Annotated in this window: 16 protein-coding genes and 2 pseudogenes; 10 read left to right on the top strand and 8 right to left on the bottom strand. The window is 73.7% G+C overall.

All coding sequences use genetic code 11. The features are described from left to right. Positions 1 to 48 precede the first annotated feature (48 nt). The gene (gene sph, locus AMK16_RS04845; RefSeq protein ID WP_073908961.1) at positions 49 to 1053 is read right to left on the bottom strand and encodes a sphingomyelin phosphodiesterase; all 1005 of its coding nucleotides are present in this window, start codon (positions 1051 to 1053) and stop codon (positions 49 to 51) included. A 146-nt stretch (positions 1054 to 1199) separates the two neighbouring features. Here sph and AMK16_RS04840 point away from each other — a divergent pair, with 146 nt between their 5' ends. Beyond that, a complete protein-coding gene (locus AMK16_RS04840) occupies positions 1200 to 2102 on the top strand; it encodes an oxygenase MpaB family protein (protein WP_073908959.1) in 903 nt (300 codons plus the stop codon). 65 nt (positions 2103 to 2167) lie between these two features. On the opposite strand, the gene AMK16_RS04835 is transcribed toward AMK16_RS04840, so the two are convergent. Next, positions 2168 to 3703, bottom strand: coding sequence for a M1 family metallopeptidase (locus AMK16_RS04835; RefSeq protein ID WP_073910487.1), 1536 nt, complete (start codon positions 3701 to 3703; stop codon positions 2168 to 2170). A 305-nt stretch (positions 3704 to 4008) separates the two neighbouring features. Here AMK16_RS04835 and AMK16_RS04830 point away from each other — a divergent pair, with 305 nt between their 5' ends. From AMK16_RS04830 to AMK16_RS04810, 5 genes are all read left to right on the top strand, one after another. Continuing rightward, the gene (locus tag AMK16_RS04830; protein ID WP_073908955.1) at positions 4009 to 4872 is read left to right on the top strand and encodes an SCO6745 family protein; all 864 of its coding nucleotides are present in this window, start codon (positions 4009 to 4011) and stop codon (positions 4870 to 4872) included. 104 nt (positions 4873 to 4976) lie between these two features. After that, entirely contained in the window at positions 4977 to 7496 is a 2520-nt protein-coding gene (locus AMK16_RS04825) for a Tex family protein (RefSeq protein ID WP_073908952.1), read from the top strand. A 263-nt stretch (positions 7497 to 7759) separates the two neighbouring features. Beyond that, entirely contained in the window at positions 7760 to 8269 is a 510-nt protein-coding gene (locus tag AMK16_RS04820) for a hypothetical protein (RefSeq protein WP_073908949.1), read from the top strand. Continuing rightward, positions 8259 to 9455: an MAB_1171c family putative transporter gene (locus tag AMK16_RS04815; RefSeq protein ID WP_073908946.1), complete on the top strand. Its 1197-nt coding sequence runs from the start codon at positions 8259 to 8261 to the stop codon at positions 9453 to 9455. Before AMK16_RS04820 ends, AMK16_RS04815 begins: the two co-directional genes overlap by 11 nt. After that, positions 9452 to 10246, top strand: a complete 795-nt coding sequence (locus tag AMK16_RS04810; protein ID WP_073908943.1) for an SDR family NAD(P)-dependent oxidoreductase — start codon at positions 9452 to 9454, stop codon at positions 10244 to 10246. The genes AMK16_RS04815 and AMK16_RS04810 overlap by 4 nt, the downstream gene beginning before the upstream one ends. A gap of 72 nt (positions 10247 to 10318) precedes the next feature. Here AMK16_RS04810 and AMK16_RS04805 read toward each other — a convergent pair whose 3' ends face one another. From AMK16_RS04805 to AMK16_RS04795, 3 genes are all read right to left on the bottom strand, one after another. Further along, positions 10319 to 10561, bottom strand: a complete 243-nt coding sequence (locus AMK16_RS04805; RefSeq protein WP_073908940.1) for a hypothetical protein — start codon at positions 10559 to 10561, stop codon at positions 10319 to 10321. A 349-nt stretch (positions 10562 to 10910) separates the two neighbouring features. Then, on the bottom strand, positions 10911 to 12548 hold the full coding sequence (locus tag AMK16_RS04800; protein ID WP_073908937.1) for an ABC-F family ATP-binding cassette domain-containing protein: 1638 nt from the start codon (positions 12546 to 12548) through the stop codon (positions 10911 to 10913). Between the two features lie 29 nt (positions 12549 to 12577). Next, positions 12578 to 13891, bottom strand: coding sequence for an SLC13 family permease (locus AMK16_RS04795; protein WP_199885342.1), 1314 nt, complete (start codon positions 13889 to 13891; stop codon positions 12578 to 12580). A 388-nt stretch (positions 13892 to 14279) separates the two neighbouring features. On the opposite strand from AMK16_RS04795, the pseudogene AMK16_RS34115 reads away from it, so the two are divergent. Then, a pseudogene (locus AMK16_RS34115) lies at positions 14280 to 14531 on the top strand (helix-turn-helix domain-containing protein); the annotation flags it as partial. A gap of 74 nt (positions 14532 to 14605) precedes the next feature. Beyond that, positions 14606 to 15232, top strand: a complete 627-nt coding sequence (locus AMK16_RS04785) for a DJ-1/PfpI family protein (RefSeq protein ID WP_073908930.1) — start codon at positions 14606 to 14608, stop codon at positions 15230 to 15232. Here AMK16_RS04785 and AMK16_RS04780 read toward each other — a convergent pair. Continuing rightward, positions 15219 to 15977, bottom strand: a complete 759-nt coding sequence (locus AMK16_RS04780) for an enoyl-CoA hydratase/isomerase family protein (RefSeq protein WP_073908927.1) — start codon at positions 15975 to 15977, stop codon at positions 15219 to 15221. The genes AMK16_RS04785 and AMK16_RS04780 overlap by 14 nt on opposite strands. Positions 15978 to 16123: 146 nt before the next feature. On the opposite strand from AMK16_RS04780, the gene AMK16_RS04775 reads away from it, so the two are divergent. Next, positions 16124 to 16315, top strand: a complete 192-nt coding sequence (locus AMK16_RS04775; protein WP_073908924.1) for a hypothetical protein — start codon at positions 16124 to 16126, stop codon at positions 16313 to 16315. A gap of 130 nt (positions 16316 to 16445) precedes the next feature. Then, positions 16446 to 16961, top strand: a complete 516-nt coding sequence (locus AMK16_RS04770; RefSeq protein ID WP_073910480.1) for an ATP-binding protein — start codon at positions 16446 to 16448, stop codon at positions 16959 to 16961. A gap of 18 nt (positions 16962 to 16979) precedes the next feature. Here the strand turns inward: AMK16_RS04770 and idi are convergent, their stop codons facing one another. Continuing rightward, complete coding sequence (gene idi, locus AMK16_RS04765) at positions 16980 to 17579, bottom strand: isopentenyl-diphosphate Delta-isomerase (RefSeq protein ID WP_073908921.1); 600 nt, start codon at positions 17577 to 17579, stop codon at positions 16980 to 16982. A gap of 151 nt (positions 17580 to 17730) precedes the next feature. Next, a pseudogene (locus AMK16_RS04760) lies at positions 17731 to 18495 on the bottom strand (class I SAM-dependent methyltransferase); the annotation flags it as partial. Positions 18496 to 18882: the final 387 nt, after the last annotated feature.

Here is an 18882-nt window from a genome sequence, read left to right as displayed (position 1 = left end):
GCGCGGCGCGCCGGGCCGCGCCGTCTCGCCGCCGCCGGGCAGGCCCCGCTAGCGGCCGATCAGCGGGAAGTGGTCCGAGAGGTCGGTGTAGGTGTAGGACGTGCCCCAGCTGGAGACCGTCCAGGGCGCGGACTGCTCCTTGACCACGTTGTTCTCCCAGCCGGCCGGACGGGCGTTGCCCTTGCGGTACAGCACGTAGTCCAGGTCCTCGCGCGGGTCGGTCGGGTAGCGGTAGTGGGCTATCGAGTTCTGGGCGGTGTCGAAGGAGTACGGGTGGCCCGTGCGCGTGTCGGAGGGGGCCAGGTCGGCGTCGGCGAGCATGGTCGCGTGCTCCGGGGTGCGCGAGTCGACGTTCATGTCGCCGGCCACGATGACCTGTTCGTCCGCCGGGATGTTCTTCCCGTCGAGGAAGGCGTCGATGGCCCGGAACTGGCGGGCCCGCATCTGCGCCGCCTCGCCCGCGCCGCAGCCCGGGTCGGTGGACTGGGCGTGGGTGCCGACCACGTGCACCTTCGCGCCGTTCACGTTCAGCACGACGTAGGCGAAGCCCTTGTTGGACCACCAGTCGGCGCCGCAGGCGTCCTTGTAGACCACCTGCTCCTTGCGGACGATCGGCCACTTGCTCAGCACCGTGACGCCGCCGTCCTCCGGTGTGGTGGAGGAGTACGCGCCGCCCGTGGCGTCCCAGCCGCTCTTGCTCCGGCCGACGACGGGCGTCTGGTAGGGGTACTGCGCGGCCGAGTTCGCCTTCAGCGCCTGCGAGGCGTCGTTGTCGAAGGCCTCCTGCAGCACGACCACGTCGTGGCCCCGGTAGAAGGACGCCCTCGGGATCTCCGCTGCCCGGTGGTCCTGGCCCCAGTTGGGGTAGAGGCTCTTGCTCATCAGGAACACGTTGTACGACAGGACGCTGAGCCGCGGGGCGGCCTGGGCGCCCGCCCCGGCGGCGGGTGCGGCAGCGGCGGCAGGTGCGGTGGTGGCGGCCAGCGCGCCGGCGGCGGCCGCGGCGACGACCGCTGCGGCGGCCCGGTGACGGCGGTGCGAGGTGAGCAGCATGAGGTCTCCATCATTCCTGCGGGGGAGATCGGCTCCGCCATCCAAGCAGCCGCGGTTACCTCTGGGTAACACCCGTGACAAGACTTTCTGTCCGGCCCGGGACATCGCGGGGGAGCTCCCCGAACGGAGCCGGTCATACTGGTCGTATGAGTACGAAGGAGCAGCCTGCGGAGCGGGCTTCGCGGCCGGCGGGCGGCCGCCGCGGCGACCCCGAGCCCCCGCCTCCCGGCGGGGTGCTGTGGACCACCGCCGGGGACATCCGCTCCCTGCTGACGCTGCCCGCCGCCTTCACCCTCCAGGTCGCCCACCCCGCCGTGGGAGCCGGGGTCGACCAGTACTCGGTCTTCCGCACCGACCCCTGGGGGCGCGGCGAGCGCTCGCTGCGCTCCGTCCAGCTGTGGGTCTACGGCGGCCGGGACGCCGCCGCCGAGGGCCGCCGGGTACGCCGCCTGCACAGGGGGATCCAGGGCGCCGACACCCGGGGGCGGCGCTACCACTCCCTCGACCCCGCCTGCTACGCCTGGGTGCACGCCACCGGTTTCCCGGTCTCGCTGTACGCCGGGCGCTACCTGTTCCGCCGCATCACACCGGCCCAGGAACGGCAGCTGTACCGGGAATGGCTCCAGGTGGGGCGGATCCTCGGCCTGCGCGACCGGGACATGCCGCAGAGCATCGAGGAGTTCTGGCCGTACTACCACCGGATGCTGGCCGAGGAGATCGAACCCACCCGGGTCGCCCGTGAACTCGTCGCCACCGATGTGCCGGTGCCCCGGCCCGAGGGTGGTCCGCCGGCCGTGCGGCTGCTGCTGCGCCTGGCGTGGCCGGTGCTGCGCGTGCTGTACCTGCGCTTCCGGGCCTTCGTGACCGTCGGCTACATGCCGCCCGACGCCCGCGCGGCGATCGGCCTGGAGTGGAGCCCGGCCCAGGAGCGCAGGCTCCGGCGGTTCAGCACGGCCGTCCGGCTCGTCGTACCGCTGCTGCCGCAGCGCATGCGGTACCTGCCCGTCGCGCGGGCGGCACGCGCCCGGTGGCGCGCCGCCGCCCGCTGACGGGTCCCGGGGGGGTTCTGCGGCCCGGGCCTCAGGGGCGCGGGGTCGCAGGGACCTCCGGGGGGTCAGTGCCCGTGGTCGTCGTCGTGGATGGAGTTCGTCGCCGCGATCTTCTTCCACGACTTGGGCTCCGCCTGCCCGGCGGCGGGCGCGGCCTGCCCCGAGCGGGCCGACGGCGACTTCGCCGCCGGCGCCGGGCGGTTCAGCGCCGAGGCGTCCGGCTTGCCCGGGGTGTAGAGCCAGGTCTCGAACAGCTGGGCCAGCGGCTTGCCGGACGCCTTCTCCGCGTAGCGGACGAAGTCGCCGACCTTGGCGTTGCCGAGGGCCCGCTCGGTCGGCCAGCCCTTGAGGATCCGGAAGAACGTCTCGTCGCCGACCTCGTTGCGCAGCGCCTGGATGGCGAGCGCGCCACGGTCGTAGACGGCTCCGTGGAACTGGTTGTCCGGGCCCGGGTCACCCGGCTTGACCTGCCAGAACGGGTCCTCGGCGGGGCGGGTGGCGTAGGTCCAGTCGGCGAGCTCGCGCGCGGTGCCCTCGCCCTCCTTCTCCGACCACAGCCACTGGCTGTAGCGGGCGAATCCCTCGTTGATCCAGATGTCCTTCCAGCCGTCGACGGAGACGCTGTCGCCGTACCACTGGTGCGCCAGCTCGTGCACGACCACCGAGACGTTCGTGCCGTTCTGGAACTGCCGCGGGCTGTAGAACGGGCGGGTCTGCGTCTCCAGGGCGAAGCCGCTGGTCACGTTGGGCACGTAACCGCCGAGCGCGTTGAAGGGGTACGGCCCGAAGACGCCCTCCAGCCATTCGGCGACCTCGGTGGTCCGCTCGACGCTCGCACGGGCCGCACCGGCGTTGTCGCCGAGGTCCTTGCTGTAGGCGTTCAGGACCGGCAGGCCGTTCGCCGTCGTGTCCGTGGTGATGTCGAACCTGCCGACCGCGAGGGTGGTCAGGTAGGTGGCCTGCGGCTTGTTGGAGCGCCAGTTGTAGCGCGTCCAGCCGAGCTTCGAGGACTGCGACTGGAGCACGCCATTGCTGATCGCCTGGAGCCCGTCCGGGACGTTCACCGAGACGTCGAAGGTGGCCTTGTCGAGCGGGTGGTCGTTGCTGGGGAACCACCAGGCGGCCGAGTCCGGCTCCTGCGCCGCGACCGCCCCGTCCGGGGTCCGGGCCCAGGCCGACCAGCCGTCGACCTTGAACTCCGACGGCTTGCCCGCGTACTTGACGACCACCGACAGCGGCGTGTTGCGCGCCAGCGGCTTCGCCGGCGTCACCTCCAGCTCGTGCGCGCCGGAAACGGCGAACTTCGCCTTGGCCCCGTTGACCCGGATCTCGCTGACCTGGAGGCCGAAGTCGAGGTTGAAGCGGGACAGGTCCTGCTTGGCGGTGGCGAGGAGGGTCGCGGTGCCCTCGAGCAGGTCCGTCTTCGGCTGGTACTGGAGGCGCAGGTCGTAGTGCGACACGTCGTATCCGCCGTTGCCGCTGGCCGGGTAGTAGGGATCGCCGATACCCGGGGCGCCCGGACCGGCACTCGCTGCCGACGCCGGGATCACCAGCAGAAGGGAAGCGGCGAGCACGCTCGGGGCGATGACTTTGCGGTGCACGAAGGGCTCCAAGGGGTAGGGGAGTCGGTTCCGTTCGACCGTATTCACCCGCGCCGCCCCACGTCATGTCCATGGCCACCCCTGTCACACGATCGCCATTCGGCCGTCACACCGTCCCGCCGGCCCGCGTCCGGGAGCGCGTCGCTGACGGGCGGACGCCGAGCCGGGCAGCGGGCCGCAGGAGCGCGCACCGCTCCCGTGCGCGCCCGCGGACCGCGAAAGAAAGGCCAGAAAGGACAGGTCCCCGCCGGCGTCCGGCCGGGGCCGCCTACCCGACATACCGAACAGTCGGTACCCTACGGTCCATGACCCTTCCTCCCCTTGCCGCACGGCACTGCTGGCACGCCGCGATCAACCCGCTGCACACCACCATCTACTTCTCGCCGGACATCACCGAGGAGTTCGCCGCCCTCGGGATCACGCACCCCATCGCCGTCAACCTCGCCCACCGCTCCGCGGCCATGGGCGCCGTCGGAGCCGGCACGGTCACCGCCGCCTTCTACAACTACCGCCACGACACCGTCGCCCGGCACCTCCCGGCGCTCTGGGAGACCATCACGCCCGAACAGGCCCTCGCCGCCCGGCTGCGCGCCGCCGACGCCACCCTGCGCCGGCTCCTCGGCGCCCGGACCATCGAGTCGCCCGAGGTCGCCGAGGCCGCCGACCTGGCCGTACGCGCCACCGAAGGCTGCACCCGGCACGCCCGCCCCCTCTACGCGGCCCACGCCGACCTCCCCTTCCCCGAGGAGCCGCACCTGCGCCTGTGGCACGCCACCACCCTGCTGCGCGAACACCGCGGCGACGGCCATCTCGCCGCCCTGCTCCTCACCGGCCTGGACCCCGTCGAAGCACTGATCAGCCACACCGCCACCGGCAAGGGCATGAGCCCGAAATGGCTCAAGGCCGTCCGGGGCTGGGAACAGTCCGACCTGGACGCCGCGGCCGCCCGGCTGCGCGAGCGCGGGGCCCTGGACGCCGACGGCAACCTGACCGCGGAGGGCGCCGCCCTGCGCGAGCGGCTGGAGAGCGACACCGACCGGCTGGACGCCGCCCCCTACGAGCACCTGGGCGCGGCCGGCGTGGCCCGGCTGCGGGAACTCGGCGGCGCCCTCGTCGCGCAGGCGGCCACCGCCGGCGCCTTCCCGGGGGACCTGCGCGGCAAGGTCTGACCGGCCGGAGGGACGGCCGTCCGGTGGGCTTACCCTCCGCTGCCGCGGCCACCTGCCACAATTGGCAGCCTTCCAGTGCAAACGAAGGCAGGCGGGACCCGATCGTGACGACGTCCATCGAAGGCAGGATCGCCGAGGAGCTCGGCGTACGGGAGCGGCAGGTCAGGGCCGCCGTCGAGCTGCTCGACGGCGGTTCCACCGTGCCGTTCATCGCGCGCTACCGCAAGGAAGCGACCGAGATGCTCGACGACGCCCAGCTGCGCACCCTCGAAGAGCGGCTGCGCTACCTGCGGGAGCTGGAGGACCGGCGCGCCGCGATCCTGGACTCCGTACGGGAGCAGGGCAAGCTCGACGCCGAGCTGGAGGCGCGGATCAACGCCGCCGACACCAAGGCCCGGCTGGAGGACATCTACCTGCCCTTCAAGCCCAAGCGGCGCACCAAGGCGCAGATCGCCCGCGAGGCCGGTCTGGAGCCCCTCGCCGAGCGCCTGCTCGCCGACCCCTCCGCCGAACCGGCCGCCGCGGCCGCCGCGTTCGTCGACGCCGAGCGGGGCGTCGCCGATCCCGCCGCCGCCCTGGAAGGGGCCCGCGCCATCCTCACCGAGCGGTTCGCCGAGGACGCCGACCTCATCGGCGAACTGCGCGAGCGCATGTGGGGCCGCGGCCGGCTGGCCGCGAAGGTCCGCGAGGGCAAGGAGGAGGCGGGCGCCAAGTTCGCCGACTACTTCGACTTCGCCGAGCCGTTCACCGCACTGCCCTCCCACCGCGTCCTGGCCATGCTGCGCGGCGAGAAGGAGGACGTCCTCGACCTCACGCTGGAGCCGGAGGAGCCGGGCGAGGTCCCCGGGCCGTCCACCTACGAGGGCCTGATCGCCCGCCGCTTCGGCATCGCCGACCGCGACCGGCCCGGCGACAAGTGGCTGGCCGACACGGTCCGCTGGGCCTGGCGCACGAAGATCCAGGTGCACCTCGGCATCGATCTGAGGACCCGGCTGCGCGCCGCCGCCGAGGACGAGGCCGTACGGGTCTTCGCCGCCAACCTGCGCGACCTGCTGCTCGCGGCGCCCGCCGGCACGCGCTCGACGCTCGGTCTGGACCCCGGTTTCCGCACCGGCGTGAAGGTCGCCGTCGTCGACGCCACCGGCAAGGTCGTCGCCACGGACGTCATCTACCCCCACGTGCCCGCCAACAAGTGGGACGAGTCCCTCGCCAAGCTGGCCCGCCTCGCCGAGGAGCACGCGGTAGAGCTGGTGGCCATCGGCAACGGCACGGCCTCCCGCGAGACCGACAAGCTGGCCGGGGACCTCATCGCGCGCCACCCCGAGCTGAACCTCACCAAGGTGATGGTCTCCGAGGCCGGCGCCTCCGTGTACTCCGCCTCGGCCTTCGCCTCGCAGGAACTGCCCGGCATGGACGTCTCGCTGCGCGGCGCGGTCTCCATCGCCCGCCGCCTGCAGGACCCGCTCGCCGAGCTGGTCAAGATCGACCCGAAGTCGATCGGCGTCGGACAGTACCAGCACGACCTGTCCGAGACGAAGCTCTCGCGCTCGCTCGACGCCGTGGTGGAGGACTGCGTGAACGGTGTCGGCGTGGACGTCAACACCGCCTCGGCGCCGCTGCTCTCGCGCGTCTCGGGCATCAGCGGCGGGCTCGCCGAGAACATCGTCGCGCACCGCGACGCCAACGGCCCCTTCCGCAGCCGCAAGGGGCTCAAGGACGTGGCCCGCCTGGGCCCCAAGGCGTACGAGCAGTGCGCGGGCTTCCTGCGGATCCGCGGCGGGGACGACCCGCTGGACGCCTCGGCCGTACACCCCGAGGCGTACCCGCTGGTGCGGGCGATGGGCAAGACCGCCGGCGGCGAGGTGGCGGCTCTGATCGGCAACACCGCGGTGCTGCGCTCCCTGCGGCCCGACCAGTTCGTCACCGACGCCTTCGGCCTGCCCACGGTCACGGACATCCTGCGCGAGCTGGAGAAGCCGGGCCGCGACCCGCGGCCGGCCTTCAAGACCGCGACCTTCAAGGAGGGCGTGGAGAAGATCGGCGACCTGGCTCCCGGGATGATCCTGGAGGGCGTCGTCACCAACGTGGCCGCTTTCGGCGCCTTCATCGACATCGGCGTCCACCAGGACGGTCTGGCGCACGTCTCGGCACTGTCGAAGACCTTCGTCAAGGACCCCCGCGACGTGGTCAAGCCGGGCGACATCGTCCGCGTGAAGGTCATGGACGTGGACATCCCGCGCAAGCGGATCTCGCTGACGCTGCGGCTGGAGGACGAGGCGGGGGCGGAGCGCGGTGCGGGCGGCGGGGCTCCCCGGCAGCGCGAGGACCGGCAGGAACGGCGGGGCGGCGCCGGCCGTCCGCCGCAGCAGCGGGGCGGGCCGGACGCCCGGGACGGCGGCCGGAACCAGGGCGGCCGCGCCCAGGGCCAGGGCCAGGGCCAGCGCTCCCAGGGCGGGCAGGGCCAGGGACAGGGCCGGCGCGGTCAGGACCAGCAGCGGGACCAGGGCCGGCGGCAGGGTGGCGCCTCCGCTTCCGCCTCCGCCCCCGCGCCCGCCAACAGTGCGATGGCCGACGCCCTGCGGCGCGCCGGCCTCACCGGCCCCGAGGAGCGCCGCAAGCGGTGAGCGAAGACATGCGGCCACCCGGTGTGTGAGGGTTTTGTGATGCGGTGGCCGAATAGGTTCCCCAGCCGGAGACCTCCCTTGCCAACTCGCGTACAAGATCTGTAGGCATGGTGGAACGCCCGTTCGTCACTCGGCGGACGGGCCTCCGCTTTTTCCCCCTCAGGACCGCATTCTCCGAGGCCGCCTTGAAGGCGCAGGACGCCATGCCCATGCCACCACACGCCTACCGACGCTGCCCGAGAAAGGGTCCGAAGAGGGATCACATGCCCCATCGGCAACTCAGCCTGCGCAAACGGTGCGAGAACATTCTCGGCCAACTGGATCTGACCCACCCCTTCTCCCTGGATGCGCTGTGCAGCCGCATGGCCGAGCAGCGCGGCCGCCCCATCCGCCTCCACCCCCTGCCCAGGGAGGCGGCGGAATCCGGCGTCTGCGGCCTGTGGGTCGGCACCACCAGCGTCGACTACGTCTTCTACGAGGCCCAGACCACCCCGCTGCACCGCGAACACATCGTGCTCCACGAGCTCGGCCACATCCTCTTCGGCCACCACTCCCTGGAGGGCGAGGGGGGCGAGGAGGGCGCGGACGGGGCCCCGGTCGTCCTCGGACGCACCAACTACACCACCCGCCAGGAACAGGAGGCGGAGATGCTCGCCAGCATGATCCGCATCCGCACGGCGAACGCCGGCCCGCCCTCGGCCGTCCCGGCCCGGGGCACCCTGGCCCGGCTGGAGTCCGCCATGGGATATCAGCGGGGCAGCGATGTCCGCTGACCTGACCGCCTTCGGCGACTGGCTCGCCGTGCCCAGCGTGCTGTGCCTGTGGACCGCGGTCCTGCTCCGCGCACCCGGCGCCCTGCGCTCCCCGCAGCAGCGCGGTCTGTGGCTGGCCGTCGCCACCGCCGCGGCAGCGATGACCCTGAACCTCCCCGCCGTCGTCGCCTACGCCATGAGCCGCGATGCCGCCTACGCCCACACCATCGGCCTCGTCCGCAACCTCATCGGCGTCCTGTCCGCGGGCGCCGTCCTCTACTTCGTGGCCGCCGCCACCGGCCGCCGCCGGCTGCAACTCGCCGCCTGGACCGCCACGGTGGGCTGGCTCGCCGCGCTCGTGGCGCTGGACCTGGCCGCGCCCCGGCACGGCACCCACACCATGCCGCCGGTGGGCGATCCGGTGCCCTCGTTCGCGTACTGGCTGGTGCTGATCTCCGCCCACGTCACCGCCAACACCATCTGCGTCGCCCTGTGCTGGCGCTACAGCCGCCGCACCGGGAGCCGGGGCCTCGCCGCCGGGCTGCGCCTCTTCGGCCTCGGCACCGCCCTCGCCGGCCTGTTCTGGCTCGCGTACCTCCTCAAAGCCCTGTCCGGCAGCACCTGGGCGATGCCCGCCCTGCCGCTGCTGATGAACGTGCACGGCCTGCTGCGCGCCGCCGCGATCCTCGTGCCGACCCTGTTCACCTTCCGCCGTACCGCCGCCGACGTCGCGACCGCCTGGCGGCTGTGGCCGCTGTGGCGCGACCTGGTCCAGGCCGTGCCGCACGTGGCCCTGAACAAGCCGCGGGCCGGACGGCTGCTGGAGCTGCTGTGGCCGCCGGTGCCGCGCAACCTGCTGGTGTACCGCAAGGTCATCGAGACGCGCGACGCGATCCTGATCCTGGGCGAGTACGTCGCCCCGGGCGCCCTGGAAACCGCCCGCGGCCGGGTCGCCGGGCACGGGGTCCCCGAGCAACGGCGCACCGCGGCCGCGCTGGCCTGCGTACTGCGGGAGGCGCGGCGGGCGAAACTCGCCGGCCTGCCCGGGCAGACCGGCGAGTCGGCCGGCCTGGAGCTGCCCGCCGCGATCCAGACCTCGCAGGAGGGCGCGGACCTGGCGGACGAGGCCCGGTTCCTCGTCGACGTGGCCAGGGCCTACACCGCCCGCAGTGAACCCTTGGACCACCGGGAAGTGGAGTCGTCATGACCACCGTACTGATCACCGGGGCCAGCGCCGGCCTGGGCGCCGCCTTCGCCCGCGGCTTCGCCGCCAAGGGCTGCGACCTCATCCTCGTGGCCCGCGACAAGGACCGCCTCCAGGACGTCGCGCGGGCGCTGGGCCGCGAATTCGGGACGGTGTCCGAAGTGCTGCCCGCCGACCTGCTGGACCCGGCCGACTGCGCGGCCGTCGCCGAACGCCTCGCCGACCGGGCCCGGCCCGTGGACGTGCTCGTCAACAACGCCGGCTTCGGGCTGCCCGCGCCCTTCCCGCACAGCCCGGTCGAAGACGAGGAGCGGATGCTCGACCTGCTGGTCAAAGTCCCGCTCCGGCTCACCCACGCAATTGCGCCGGGCCTGCGCGAACGCCGCCGCGGCGCCGTGCTCAACGTCTCCTCCGTCGCCGGTCTGCTGCCGACCGGCACCTACGGGGCCGCCAAGGCATGGATCACCGCCTTCAGCGAGTCGCTGCGGGTGGACATGGAGCCGTACGGCGTCCGGGTCCTTGCCGTGGTGCCCGGATTCACCCGGACCGAGTTCCAGGAGCGCGCCGCAATGGACGTCAGCTCCCTGCGCGAAGCCGTATGGCTGGAGCCGCAGGCCGTGGTGGCCCAGGCCCTGCGCGACCTCGCCCTGCGCCGCCCGCTCAGCATCACGGGCCGCCGCTACCGGATGTACGCGCTGGCCGCGCGCCACCTTCCGCGCGATTTCGTGGCGCGCAGGATGGCCCGGACCCGGCGGCCCCCGGCCGGCGAGCCGGGCGGACCTGCCGAAGACTGACACCGCGCCGCGGCACCCCGGTGCGCGGACCGGCGAAGGGTCCGCGCACATCGTGCCGGGAAGCGGGACGGGTCAGTACCAGCCGTGTCCTCCGTAACCGTTGTCGTCGTCGTCGTCCCAACCGCCGTTGCCGTACCAGCCGTAGTCGTAGTCGTCATCGTCGTCGTCGTAACAGCCGCCGCCGGCGACGTAACTGACGGAATGGGCAGGGACGGCCGCCGAGGCGGTACCCGCGGTGCCGAGCGCGGCTCCACCCGCCATCAGGAGGCCGGCAGCGGAAACCGCGAAGAGACGCTTGGCTCTCTGTGCATGCATGGGATTTCCTTTCCTTCACCTCCCGCGCCGTCGCGAGGCGTCAGGGGGTGGGCCGCGGCCGCGGGAGGAAACAGCTGCGGCGCGGTCATGGTGCGGTGCCGCGTACGTGCGGAACGTCCGGCCGGTGGGATCAGCCGCCGCCCGGGCCCCGAAGCGGGCGGACGCCAGGGGGTCGATCCCTGCCGTCCCCTCCCAGAACTTCGGCCACAGGGGCGTGTTCCGCGGTTGCGGCTCTCTCCCACACACGCTAGTCGGGTACGCGCCGGTCGGCACCTCGAGCCGCGGCGGGCCGCCTGCCCGGGCCGGCCCGCCACCCCTGCGGACGCACGCGCGACGGGCGGGACACCGCTCAGAGCTCGGTGACCCGGCCGTCGGCGACCCGCAGGCGGCGGGTCACCGAGACGGCGTCCAGCATCCGGCGGTCGTGCGTGACCAGCAGCAGGGTGCCCTCGTACGCCTCCAGTGCGGACTCCAGCTGCTCGATCGCCGGGAGGTCGAGGTGGTTGGTGGGCTCGTCCAGGACCAGCAGGTTCACCCCTCGGCCCTGCAACAGGGCCAGCGCCGCGCGGGTGCGCTCGCCCGGGGAGAGGGTGGCCGCCGGCCGCAGCACGTGGGCGGCCTTGAGGCCGAACTTGGCGAGCAGGGTGCGGACTTCGGCCGGCTCGGTCTCCGGGACCGCCGCGCAGAAGGCCTCCAGCAAGGGTTCGCCGCCGAGGAACAGACCGCGCGCCTGGTCCACTTCGCCGATCAGGACGCCGGAGCCGAGGGTGGCGGCGCCGGAGTCCGGTGCCAGCCGGCCCAGGAGGACGGCGAGGAGGGTGGACTTGCCCGCCCCGTTGGCCCCGGTGATCGCCACCCGGTCCGCCCAGTCGATCTGCAGGCTGGCCGGACCGAAGGCGAAGTCCCCGCGCTTGACGGCCGCTTCGCGCAGGGTGGCGACCACCGAACCGGACCGCGGAGCCGCCGCGATCTCCATGCGCAGCTCCCACTCCTTGCGGGGCTCGTCGACGACTTCGAGGCGCTCGATGGCCCGCTGCGTCTGGCGTGCCTTGGCGGCCTGCTTCTCGCTCGACTCGCCGCGCAGGTTCTTGCCGATCTTGTCGTTGTCGCTCGCCTTGCGGCGGGCGTTGCGCACGCCCTTGTCCATCCAGTTGCGCTGCATCTGCGCCCGGCCTTCGAGGGCGGACTTCCTGTCCGCGTACTCCTCGAACTCCTCACGGGCGTGGTCGCGGGCGCGCTCGCGCTCCTCCAGGTAGGCGTCGTAGCCGCCGCCGTAGAGGTTGATCCGCTGCTGGACCAGGTCGAGTTCGAGGACCTTGGTGACGGTCCGCGTCAGGAACTCGCGGTCGTGGCTGATGACGACCGTGCCCGCGCGCAGGCCCTTGACGAACCGCTCCAGACGCTCCAGACCATCGAGGTCCAGGTCGTTGGTGGGCTCGTCGAGGAGGAAGACGTCGTAGCGCGAGAGCAGGAGCGAGGCGAGGCCCGCGCGGGCCGCCTGGCCACCCGAGAGCGCCGTCATCGGCAGGTCCAGGCCGACGGACAGGCCGAGGTCGTCGGCGACCTCCTGGGCCCGCTCGTCCAGGTCCGCGCCGCCGAGGTCCAGCCACCGGTCCAGCGAGGTGGCGTACGCGTCGTCGGCGCCCGGCGTCCCGTCCACCAGGCCCTGCGTCGCCGCATCCAGCTCCGCCTGCGCGGCGGCCACGCCGGTGCGGCGGGCCAGGAACTCCCGTACCGACTCCCCGGGCCGCCGGTCCGGCTCCTGCGGGAGGTGGCCGACGGCGGCGGTCGGCGGGGAGAGCCGCAGCTCACCGGTCTCGGGGGTGTCCAGCCCGGCCAGCAGGCGCAGCAGGGTCGACTTCCCGGCGCCGTTGACGCCGACGAGGCCGATGACGTCGCCGGGGGCGACGACGAGGTCGAGATCGGCGAAGAGCGTGCGCTCACCGTGCGCGGCGGTGAGCTTCTTGGCGACGAGGGTTGCAGTCATGGTCCGCCGATCCTATCCGGGCCCGGCCGTCAGGTTCCGAGGAGCCCGAGGGCGGCCCACAGGGCGGTGACGGAGGCCGCCAGGGCCGGGGGCGTCGCGAGCAGACCGACCCGGGTGAAGTCGGACAGGGATATGCGCTCGCCGTGCTCGTGCAGGATGCGGCGCCACAACAGGGTGGCCAGGGAGCCGGCGTAGGTCAGGTTCGGGCCGATGTTCACGCCGATCAGCACGGCCAGCACCGGGCCCGGCCCGAGCGGGGCGGCGAGGGGGAGGAGGGCGAGCACGGCCGGCAGGTTGTTGATCAGGTTGGCCAGTACGGCGGCCACGGCGGCCGTCGCCAGCAGCGCGGGCAGCGAGCTCCCGTCCGGCAGGATGCGGGCCAGCCCGTCGCCGAGGCCGTGGTCCACCACGGCCCGCACCACCACGCCGAGGGCCAGTACGAACAGGCAGAAGGCGGGCGCCGCAGAGGCGCCGACGCGGCGCAGCGTCGTCTCGCGGCGGTGCAGCGCCCGTACGGCCAGCACCACCGTGCCGGCCAGCGCCGCCCAGACGGGGCCGGCCCCGGCGAAGGAGGCCACGGCGAAGCCGGCCAGCGTCAGCACGAGGACGGCGAGCGCGAAGCGCGGCAGCGGCAGCCGCTCCGCCGCCTCGGGGACGTGCGCGGCCGGCGCCGCCAGATCCGCCCGGAAGAAGCGGCGCAGCGCCGCGTACTCCACGCCGATCGCCACCAGCCAGGGCAGGGTCATCAGCCCGGCGAAGCGGGTGAAGGAGAGCCCGCTCGCGGTGAAGGCGAGCAGGTTCGTGAGGTTGGAGACCGGCAGGAGGAGCGAGGCCGAGTTCGCGAGGTGCGCCGTGGCGAAGACGTGCGGCCGGGGCCGGGCCCCCAGGCGGGCGGCGCCGGCCAGCACCACCGGGGTGAGCAGGACCACGGTCGCGTCCAGGCTCAGGGTCGCCGTGACGAGGGAGGCCACGGCGAAGACCCCGCCGAGCAGCGCGGTCGGCCCCCGGCCGGCGGACCGCCGGGCCACGGCGGCGCCGGCGGCCCGGAAGAGCCCCTCGTCGGCGCACAGCCGGGCGAGGGCCAGGATGACCGCGAGAAAGGCGACGACCGGCAGCAGCTCCCGCAGCTGCGCCCAGGCGTCGGCCGGGGAGACGACTCCCAGCGCCACCAGCAGCCCGGCGGCCGGGACGGCCGCCGCGGCCTCGGGCAGCCCGCGCGGGCGCAGTACGGCGAAGGCCAGCACCCCGAGCAGCAGGACGACCGACAGGGACTCGGCGGTGACGGTGTTCAGGAGAGGCTCCGACAGGGGTGGTCGCGCGGGGGACCCGGACAAGGATGGCATCGCGCGCGTCCGGACGACGAGCCGGGGCCGGGTGACGAGCCGGGTCCGGGTACGGGCCAGGTCCGGGTACGGGCCAGGTCCCGGCGACGCCCCGGGGCCGGGTGACGAGCCGGGGCCGGGTACGGCCCAGGTCCCGGCGACGACCCGGGTCCTGTGACGTCCCAGGTTCCGGCGACGTCCCGCGTCCGGCCCAGGTCCCGGCGACGTCCCGCGTCCGGGCCGGGCGCGGTGAGGTGCGCCGTCCCTGCACGGTCGGGGGAGGGCGGCGGGCGGCGGGCGGACAGGTGGGAGGTCCGTCCTTGCGGCCACCGCGCACGCGTCACACCATGAGGTCATGTCGTTGCGAAAGGTGCTCGTCGCCCTCCCCTGCGGGGTGCAGGGCCTGGCGGCGATCGCGGCGCGGGCCCGCCTGTCGCCGAGGCGCCTCGTGCGCGCCTTCCGGGCGGAGACGGGGATGACGCCGGGGCGATACGCGGAGCGCGTCCGCGTGGGGCACGCGCGCCGTCTCCTGGAGGACAGCTCCGACGGTGTGGCCCGCAGAGCCCGGACCTGTGGCTACGGCACGCCGCGGGCGCTGCGGCGAACCTTCGTGCAGACCCCGGGCCGGCCCCCGGCCGCGTACTGCCGCCGCTTCGGCCCCCGCCCCTGCCCGCGCCCCCTGGTCCGCTCCCGCCCGAGGCGAGGGGCGCCACCCCCGACTGCTCCGGAGGAGCCATGCAGATCGCCGTACTGCTCTACGACCGCTTTACCGCCCTCGACGCCGTCGGACCCTTCGACACCCTCGGCCGCCTGGACGGCGCCGAGACCGTCTTCGTCTCCGAGCGCTCCGGTCCCGTCCGGACCGACAACGGCTCCCTCGCCCTCGTCGCCGACAAGGCGCTCGGAGAGGTGACGCGCCCCGACATCGTCGTCGTGCCGGGCGGCCCGCATCCCGAGGTGGAGATGGCGAACCCCGCCGTCCTCGACTGGCTGAGGGCGGTCGACGCCACCACGACCTGGACGACCTCCGTCTGCACCGGCTCCCTCCTGCTCGCCGCCGCGGGCCTGCTCGACGGGCGGCGGGCGGCCGGGCACTGGCTGTTCCTGGACCGGCTGCCCCGGTTCGGGGCCGAGCCCACGGGGGAGAGGGTGGTGTTCGACGGCAAGTACGTCACCGCGGCCGGGGTGTCCGCCGGGATCGACATGGGCCTGACCCTGCTCGGCAGGATCGCCGGGGACGAGTACGCCCAGACGGTCCAGCTGATGACCGAGTACGACCCGCAGCCGCCCTACGACGCGGGTTCGCCCGCCAAGGCCCCGGCCGAGCTCGTCGCCCGGCTCCGGGCGGTCAGTCCGCTGTAGGCCAGCGGAAGACGGGTGGGCGCCGCTCCAGGAAGGCGGCGACCCCCTCCGCGGTGTCGCCGCTCGCGGCCGCCTGGGCCCTCCAGTGGCCGTCGCGGTCCGTACGCCCGTCCGCGAACTCCTTGGCCGCGGCCTGCGTCAGCCGCGAGCGCGAGGCCAGCACCCGGGTGAACCGGGCCACCCGCTCGTCCAGGCGGCCGGCGGGCAGCAGCTCCTCCAGGAAGCCGGTCCGCAACGCCCTTTCCGCGTCCACCAGTTCCGCGGAGAACAGCAGGTACTTGGCCGCGGCCGGACCGACCAGCCGCACCAGCCGCCGGGTCGAGGAGGCCGGGTAGACGATGCCCAGCTTGGCGGGGGTCACCCCGAACGACGCGCCCTCCTCCGCGAACCGCAGGTCGCAGGCGGCCGCCAGTTGACTGCCGCCGCCCACGCAGAACCCGCGGATCGCCGCGAGGGTCGGCTTCGGGAAGGCGGCCAGGGCCTCCTCCGCCGCCACGGCGAGCGCCTGCGGGTCCTCGTCGCCCGTCAGGGAGGAGATGTCCGCGCCCGCGCAGAAGGTCGGCCCGGCCCCGGTCAGGACGAGTACCCGCACGGCCGGGTCGGCCGCCAGCGTCGCCAGCAGCTCCGGCAGGGCCCGCCACATCGCGGCCGTCATGGCGTTGCGTTTGGCGGGGTGGGAGATGACGACCGTGGCGACCCCGTCGGAGACCGTGTGCAGCAGGGCTGCGTCGTGGGCTGCGTCCATGGGCCGGATGCTATCCCGGGCCCCCGACCCCATGATCGGGGGAGTCCGCGGGGGGCGTGGAAGGTCGGCCTCGCCCTCGTACCGGGCCCCTTCGGGTCCTGCTGGGCAGCCTGCCCCCCTTCGGCCGGCCCGGCACGAGCCCGTACGTGATCGGAACCTTCTTCTCGCTCGCCCTGCTGTTCGACGGCCCGAGCCTGATCGCGCTCGGCACGGAGGCCCGGCGCATTCCGGGTCTGGTCAGGGAAGACGAGGCGGTGCCCGAGGCGGGCGGGCCGGGCGGGGTGCCCGTGGCGGCCCGTCATCGTCCCGGAGAAGATCAGGAACAGTCGAACAATTGACGGTGTCATACGCCAGTGGTCAAAAAGCGTCCGATTGACGCTGACTTCTGGTCAGGGGTCCGGTCCGGACCGGGGTGTTCACCACTCTGGACGCGTGGAGACGATCGAGCGCGAAGACGGGGGACGCAACATGGACGTCAGCGGGAGTGTCCCGCCGGCCAGGGAGGGGGAGCCGGAGTCGGCGGCCGACCCCCTCGCCTACGAGGGAGTGTGGCGGTTCACCGCTCCCGCGGTAGAAGAATCCGTTCCGCAGGCCCGCCGCGCGGTGCGGGACCTCCTCGGGCGCCAGGGGGTGCCCGCCCATCAGGACCTCGTGTACGCGCTGCTGCTGATCGTCTCCGAACTGGTGACGAACTCGGTCCGGCACGCCGCCCTGCTCTCGCCGGAGGTGGGGGTCGAGGTGGCGATCGGCCGGGAATGGGTACGGGTGGCCGTCGAGGACGACCACCCGTACCGCCCCAAGGCGCTGGAGGCCGACTTCGGCCAGACCGGCGGTCGCGGCCTGCTCCTGGTGCGCGAGATCACGCTGGAGGCCGGCGGGGTCTGCGACGTCGAGCACACCTCGACGGGCGGCAAGGTCATCTGGGCGGCCCTGCCCCTCACGACGCCGAACGCGCCGGTCGCACCGGTCGCGCCCGCCCTCTGACTCCGACGGGCGCACGGGCTACCAGCCCGCGGCCTCGCCGGTCAGCTCGCGGATCGCGGGCCGCGCCGCGTCCAGCACGGTCATGAACCAAGCCGAGAACGGTGCCTCGGCGTGGCGCTCCGCCAGCTCCGCAGCGCTGACGAAGGCGGTCTCGCCGACCTCTTGCGGATCCGGTCGCAGAGCCGCCTGGGCCAGTCCCACGAACAGGTGGTTGAACTCCTGCTCCACCAGGCCCGACGCCGGGTCCGGGTGGTTGTAGCGCACCGTCCCCGCCTCCGCGAGCAGCGAGGGCGACAGACCCAGCTCCTCGTGGGTCCGCCGGGCGGCCGCGGCGAAGGGCGACTCCCCGGGGTAGGGGTGACCGCAGCAGGTGTTCGACCAGACGCCGGGGGAGTGGTACTTCCCGAGGGCGCGCTGCTGGAGCAGCAGCCGGCCGTGCTCGTCGAAGAGGAACACGGAGAACGCCCGGTGCAGCTGCCCGGGAGCCTGATGGGCGGAGAGCTTCTCCGCCGTGCCGATGGTGTTCCCGGACTCGTCGACCAGTTCGAGCATGATCGGTTCTTGAGCTCCGGCGCCGTTGGTCGCGCTGTTCGCGGCGGTGGCTGGTGTGGTCGGCATACCCATCCTTCGCTTCGGACTTCGGCCCTCAGTCTGCCGTACAAAAGGGGCTTGTCCGCACTTCGGGGATCCGCGCATGTCTGCCCCCCGCCGCGTGATAAGCGACGAGGGGCAGATCACCTCCACGCACCCGGCCCGCGGGCGGTCACCCGCGCAGGACGTACCCGGTGTACCCGTACTCGTGCCCGTACCGGGCCCGCACGTCGAGCTCCTCGCGGGTGGCGGCCAGGGCGGCCTCCATCGCGGCGGTCCCCGGCGCCGGGTGGGCGCGCACCCGTTCGGCGAGCGGACCGTAGTACTCGGACCAGTCCGAGTCGGGCAGGTGGTGGATGCCGAGCACCCGGTAGCCGGCCGCGCGGGCGGCCGCGAGGTTCCCGGCGGTGGAGCGCAGCGGGCACTGCGCGTCCCAGAAGGCGCGCGCCCCGGCGGACGGCCGGCCGACCGTCCACTGGCACTCGGTCAGTACGAGGGTGCCGCCGGGGGCCAGCAGCCGCTTCCACCGCGCGAGCGCGGTGTCGAAGCCGATGACGTAGGCGGAGCCCTCCGCCCAGAGCAGGTCGAACGAGCCGTCGCGGAAGGGGAGCGCGCCCATGTCCGCCCGCACGGCGCGGACGCGGTGGGCGAGAGCGCGGGCCGCCGCGGCCGTACGGAGCTCTTCGAGGAAGCCGACGTGCAGGTCGACGGCGGTGACCCGTGCGTCGTGCCCGCCCGCCTCGGCGGCGAGCAGCAGGGCGCTGCGGCCCGGACCGCAGCCCAGGTCGAGGACGCGCGGCCGCTCGGGAAGCGGTCCGCACAGGGACAGCAGGCGCCGGGTGGACGCGTCGGAGCCCGGAGCCTGCCGGGGCAGGTCGCGGTGCAGGGTGAGGAACGCCTCGCGGAAGGCGCCGGACGTGATGGTTCCCGTGTCGTCGGTCAATGCGGACCCTTGGAACGGGGGCTGCGGCCGGCCGGGGGCCGCCCCGGTGACGCCGGGGACGGCTCAGCGCAGGATCAGGACCGGCCGGATGCCCGGAAGGAAGGGGGGACGAACCGGAGTCCGCGGCGCACGGCCGCGGTCACTGCGACGGTCATCGACCCACCTCTTCCCACTCGACACGATCACTCGGCACGGTCAAGGGCGTGTCCACCGTAACACCGCCGCCGTTTGTGGTACCGCGCGGTGATCGTCAATGATGACCCGGCAGGGCCCGGAGCCCCGGGACATCAGGGTTGTCGGGGTGCAAACGGGCGGTGAACCCCCGCTTCCATTCATCCGATAGCCTCTGCCGACGTGCCGCCGCCCCCCGAGGCGCCCGTTACAAGG

Origin of the sequence: Streptomyces sp. CB00455 (assembly GCF_001905445.1) — a bacterium.
In the GTDB taxonomy this organism is placed as follows: domain Bacteria; phylum Actinomycetota; class Actinomycetes; order Streptomycetales; family Streptomycetaceae; genus Streptomyces.
This window is presented reverse-complemented; position numbering and strand designations above follow the sequence as displayed.

What these genes read in the sequence shown, in the direction of transcription:
- sph (WP_073908961.1), bottom strand. Translation starts at nt 1,053, where the DNA reads ATGCTGCTCACCTCGCACCGCCGTCACCGGGCCGCCGCAGCGGTCGTC.
- AMK16_RS04840 (WP_073908959.1), top strand. Translation starts at nt 1,200, where the DNA reads ATGAGTACGAAGGAGCAGCCTGCGGAGCGGGCTTCGCGGCCGGCGGGC.
- AMK16_RS04830 (WP_073908955.1), top strand. Translation starts at nt 4,009, where the DNA reads ATGACCCTTCCTCCCCTTGCCGCACGGCACTGCTGGCACGCCGCGATC.
- AMK16_RS04820 (WP_073908949.1), top strand. Translation starts at nt 7,760, where the DNA reads ATGCCCCATCGGCAACTCAGCCTGCGCAAACGGTGCGAGAACATTCTC.
- AMK16_RS04815 (WP_073908946.1), top strand. Translation starts at nt 8,259, where the DNA reads ATGTCCGCTGACCTGACCGCCTTCGGCGACTGGCTCGCCGTGCCCAGC.
- AMK16_RS04810 (WP_073908943.1), top strand. Translation starts at nt 9,452, where the DNA reads ATGACCACCGTACTGATCACCGGGGCCAGCGCCGGCCTGGGCGCCGCC.
- AMK16_RS04805 (WP_073908940.1), bottom strand. Translation starts at nt 10,561, where the DNA reads ATGCATGCACAGAGAGCCAAGCGTCTCTTCGCGGTTTCCGCTGCCGGC.
- AMK16_RS04800 (WP_073908937.1), bottom strand. Translation starts at nt 12,548, where the DNA reads ATGACTGCAACCCTCGTCGCCAAGAAGCTCACCGCCGCGCACGGTGAG.
- AMK16_RS04795 (WP_199885342.1), bottom strand. Translation starts at nt 13,891, where the DNA reads ATGCCATCCTTGTCCGGGTCCCCCGCGCGACCACCCCTGTCGGAGCCT.
- AMK16_RS04785 (WP_073908930.1), top strand. Translation starts at nt 14,606, where the DNA reads ATGCAGATCGCCGTACTGCTCTACGACCGCTTTACCGCCCTCGACGCC.
- AMK16_RS04780 (WP_073908927.1), bottom strand. Translation starts at nt 15,977, where the DNA reads ATGGACGCAGCCCACGACGCAGCCCTGCTGCACACGGTCTCCGACGGG.
- AMK16_RS04770 (WP_073910480.1), top strand. Translation starts at nt 16,446, where the DNA reads ATGGACGTCAGCGGGAGTGTCCCGCCGGCCAGGGAGGGGGAGCCGGAG.
- idi (WP_073908921.1), bottom strand. Translation starts at nt 17,579, where the DNA reads ATGCCGACCACACCAGCCACCGCCGCGAACAGCGCGACCAACGGCGCC.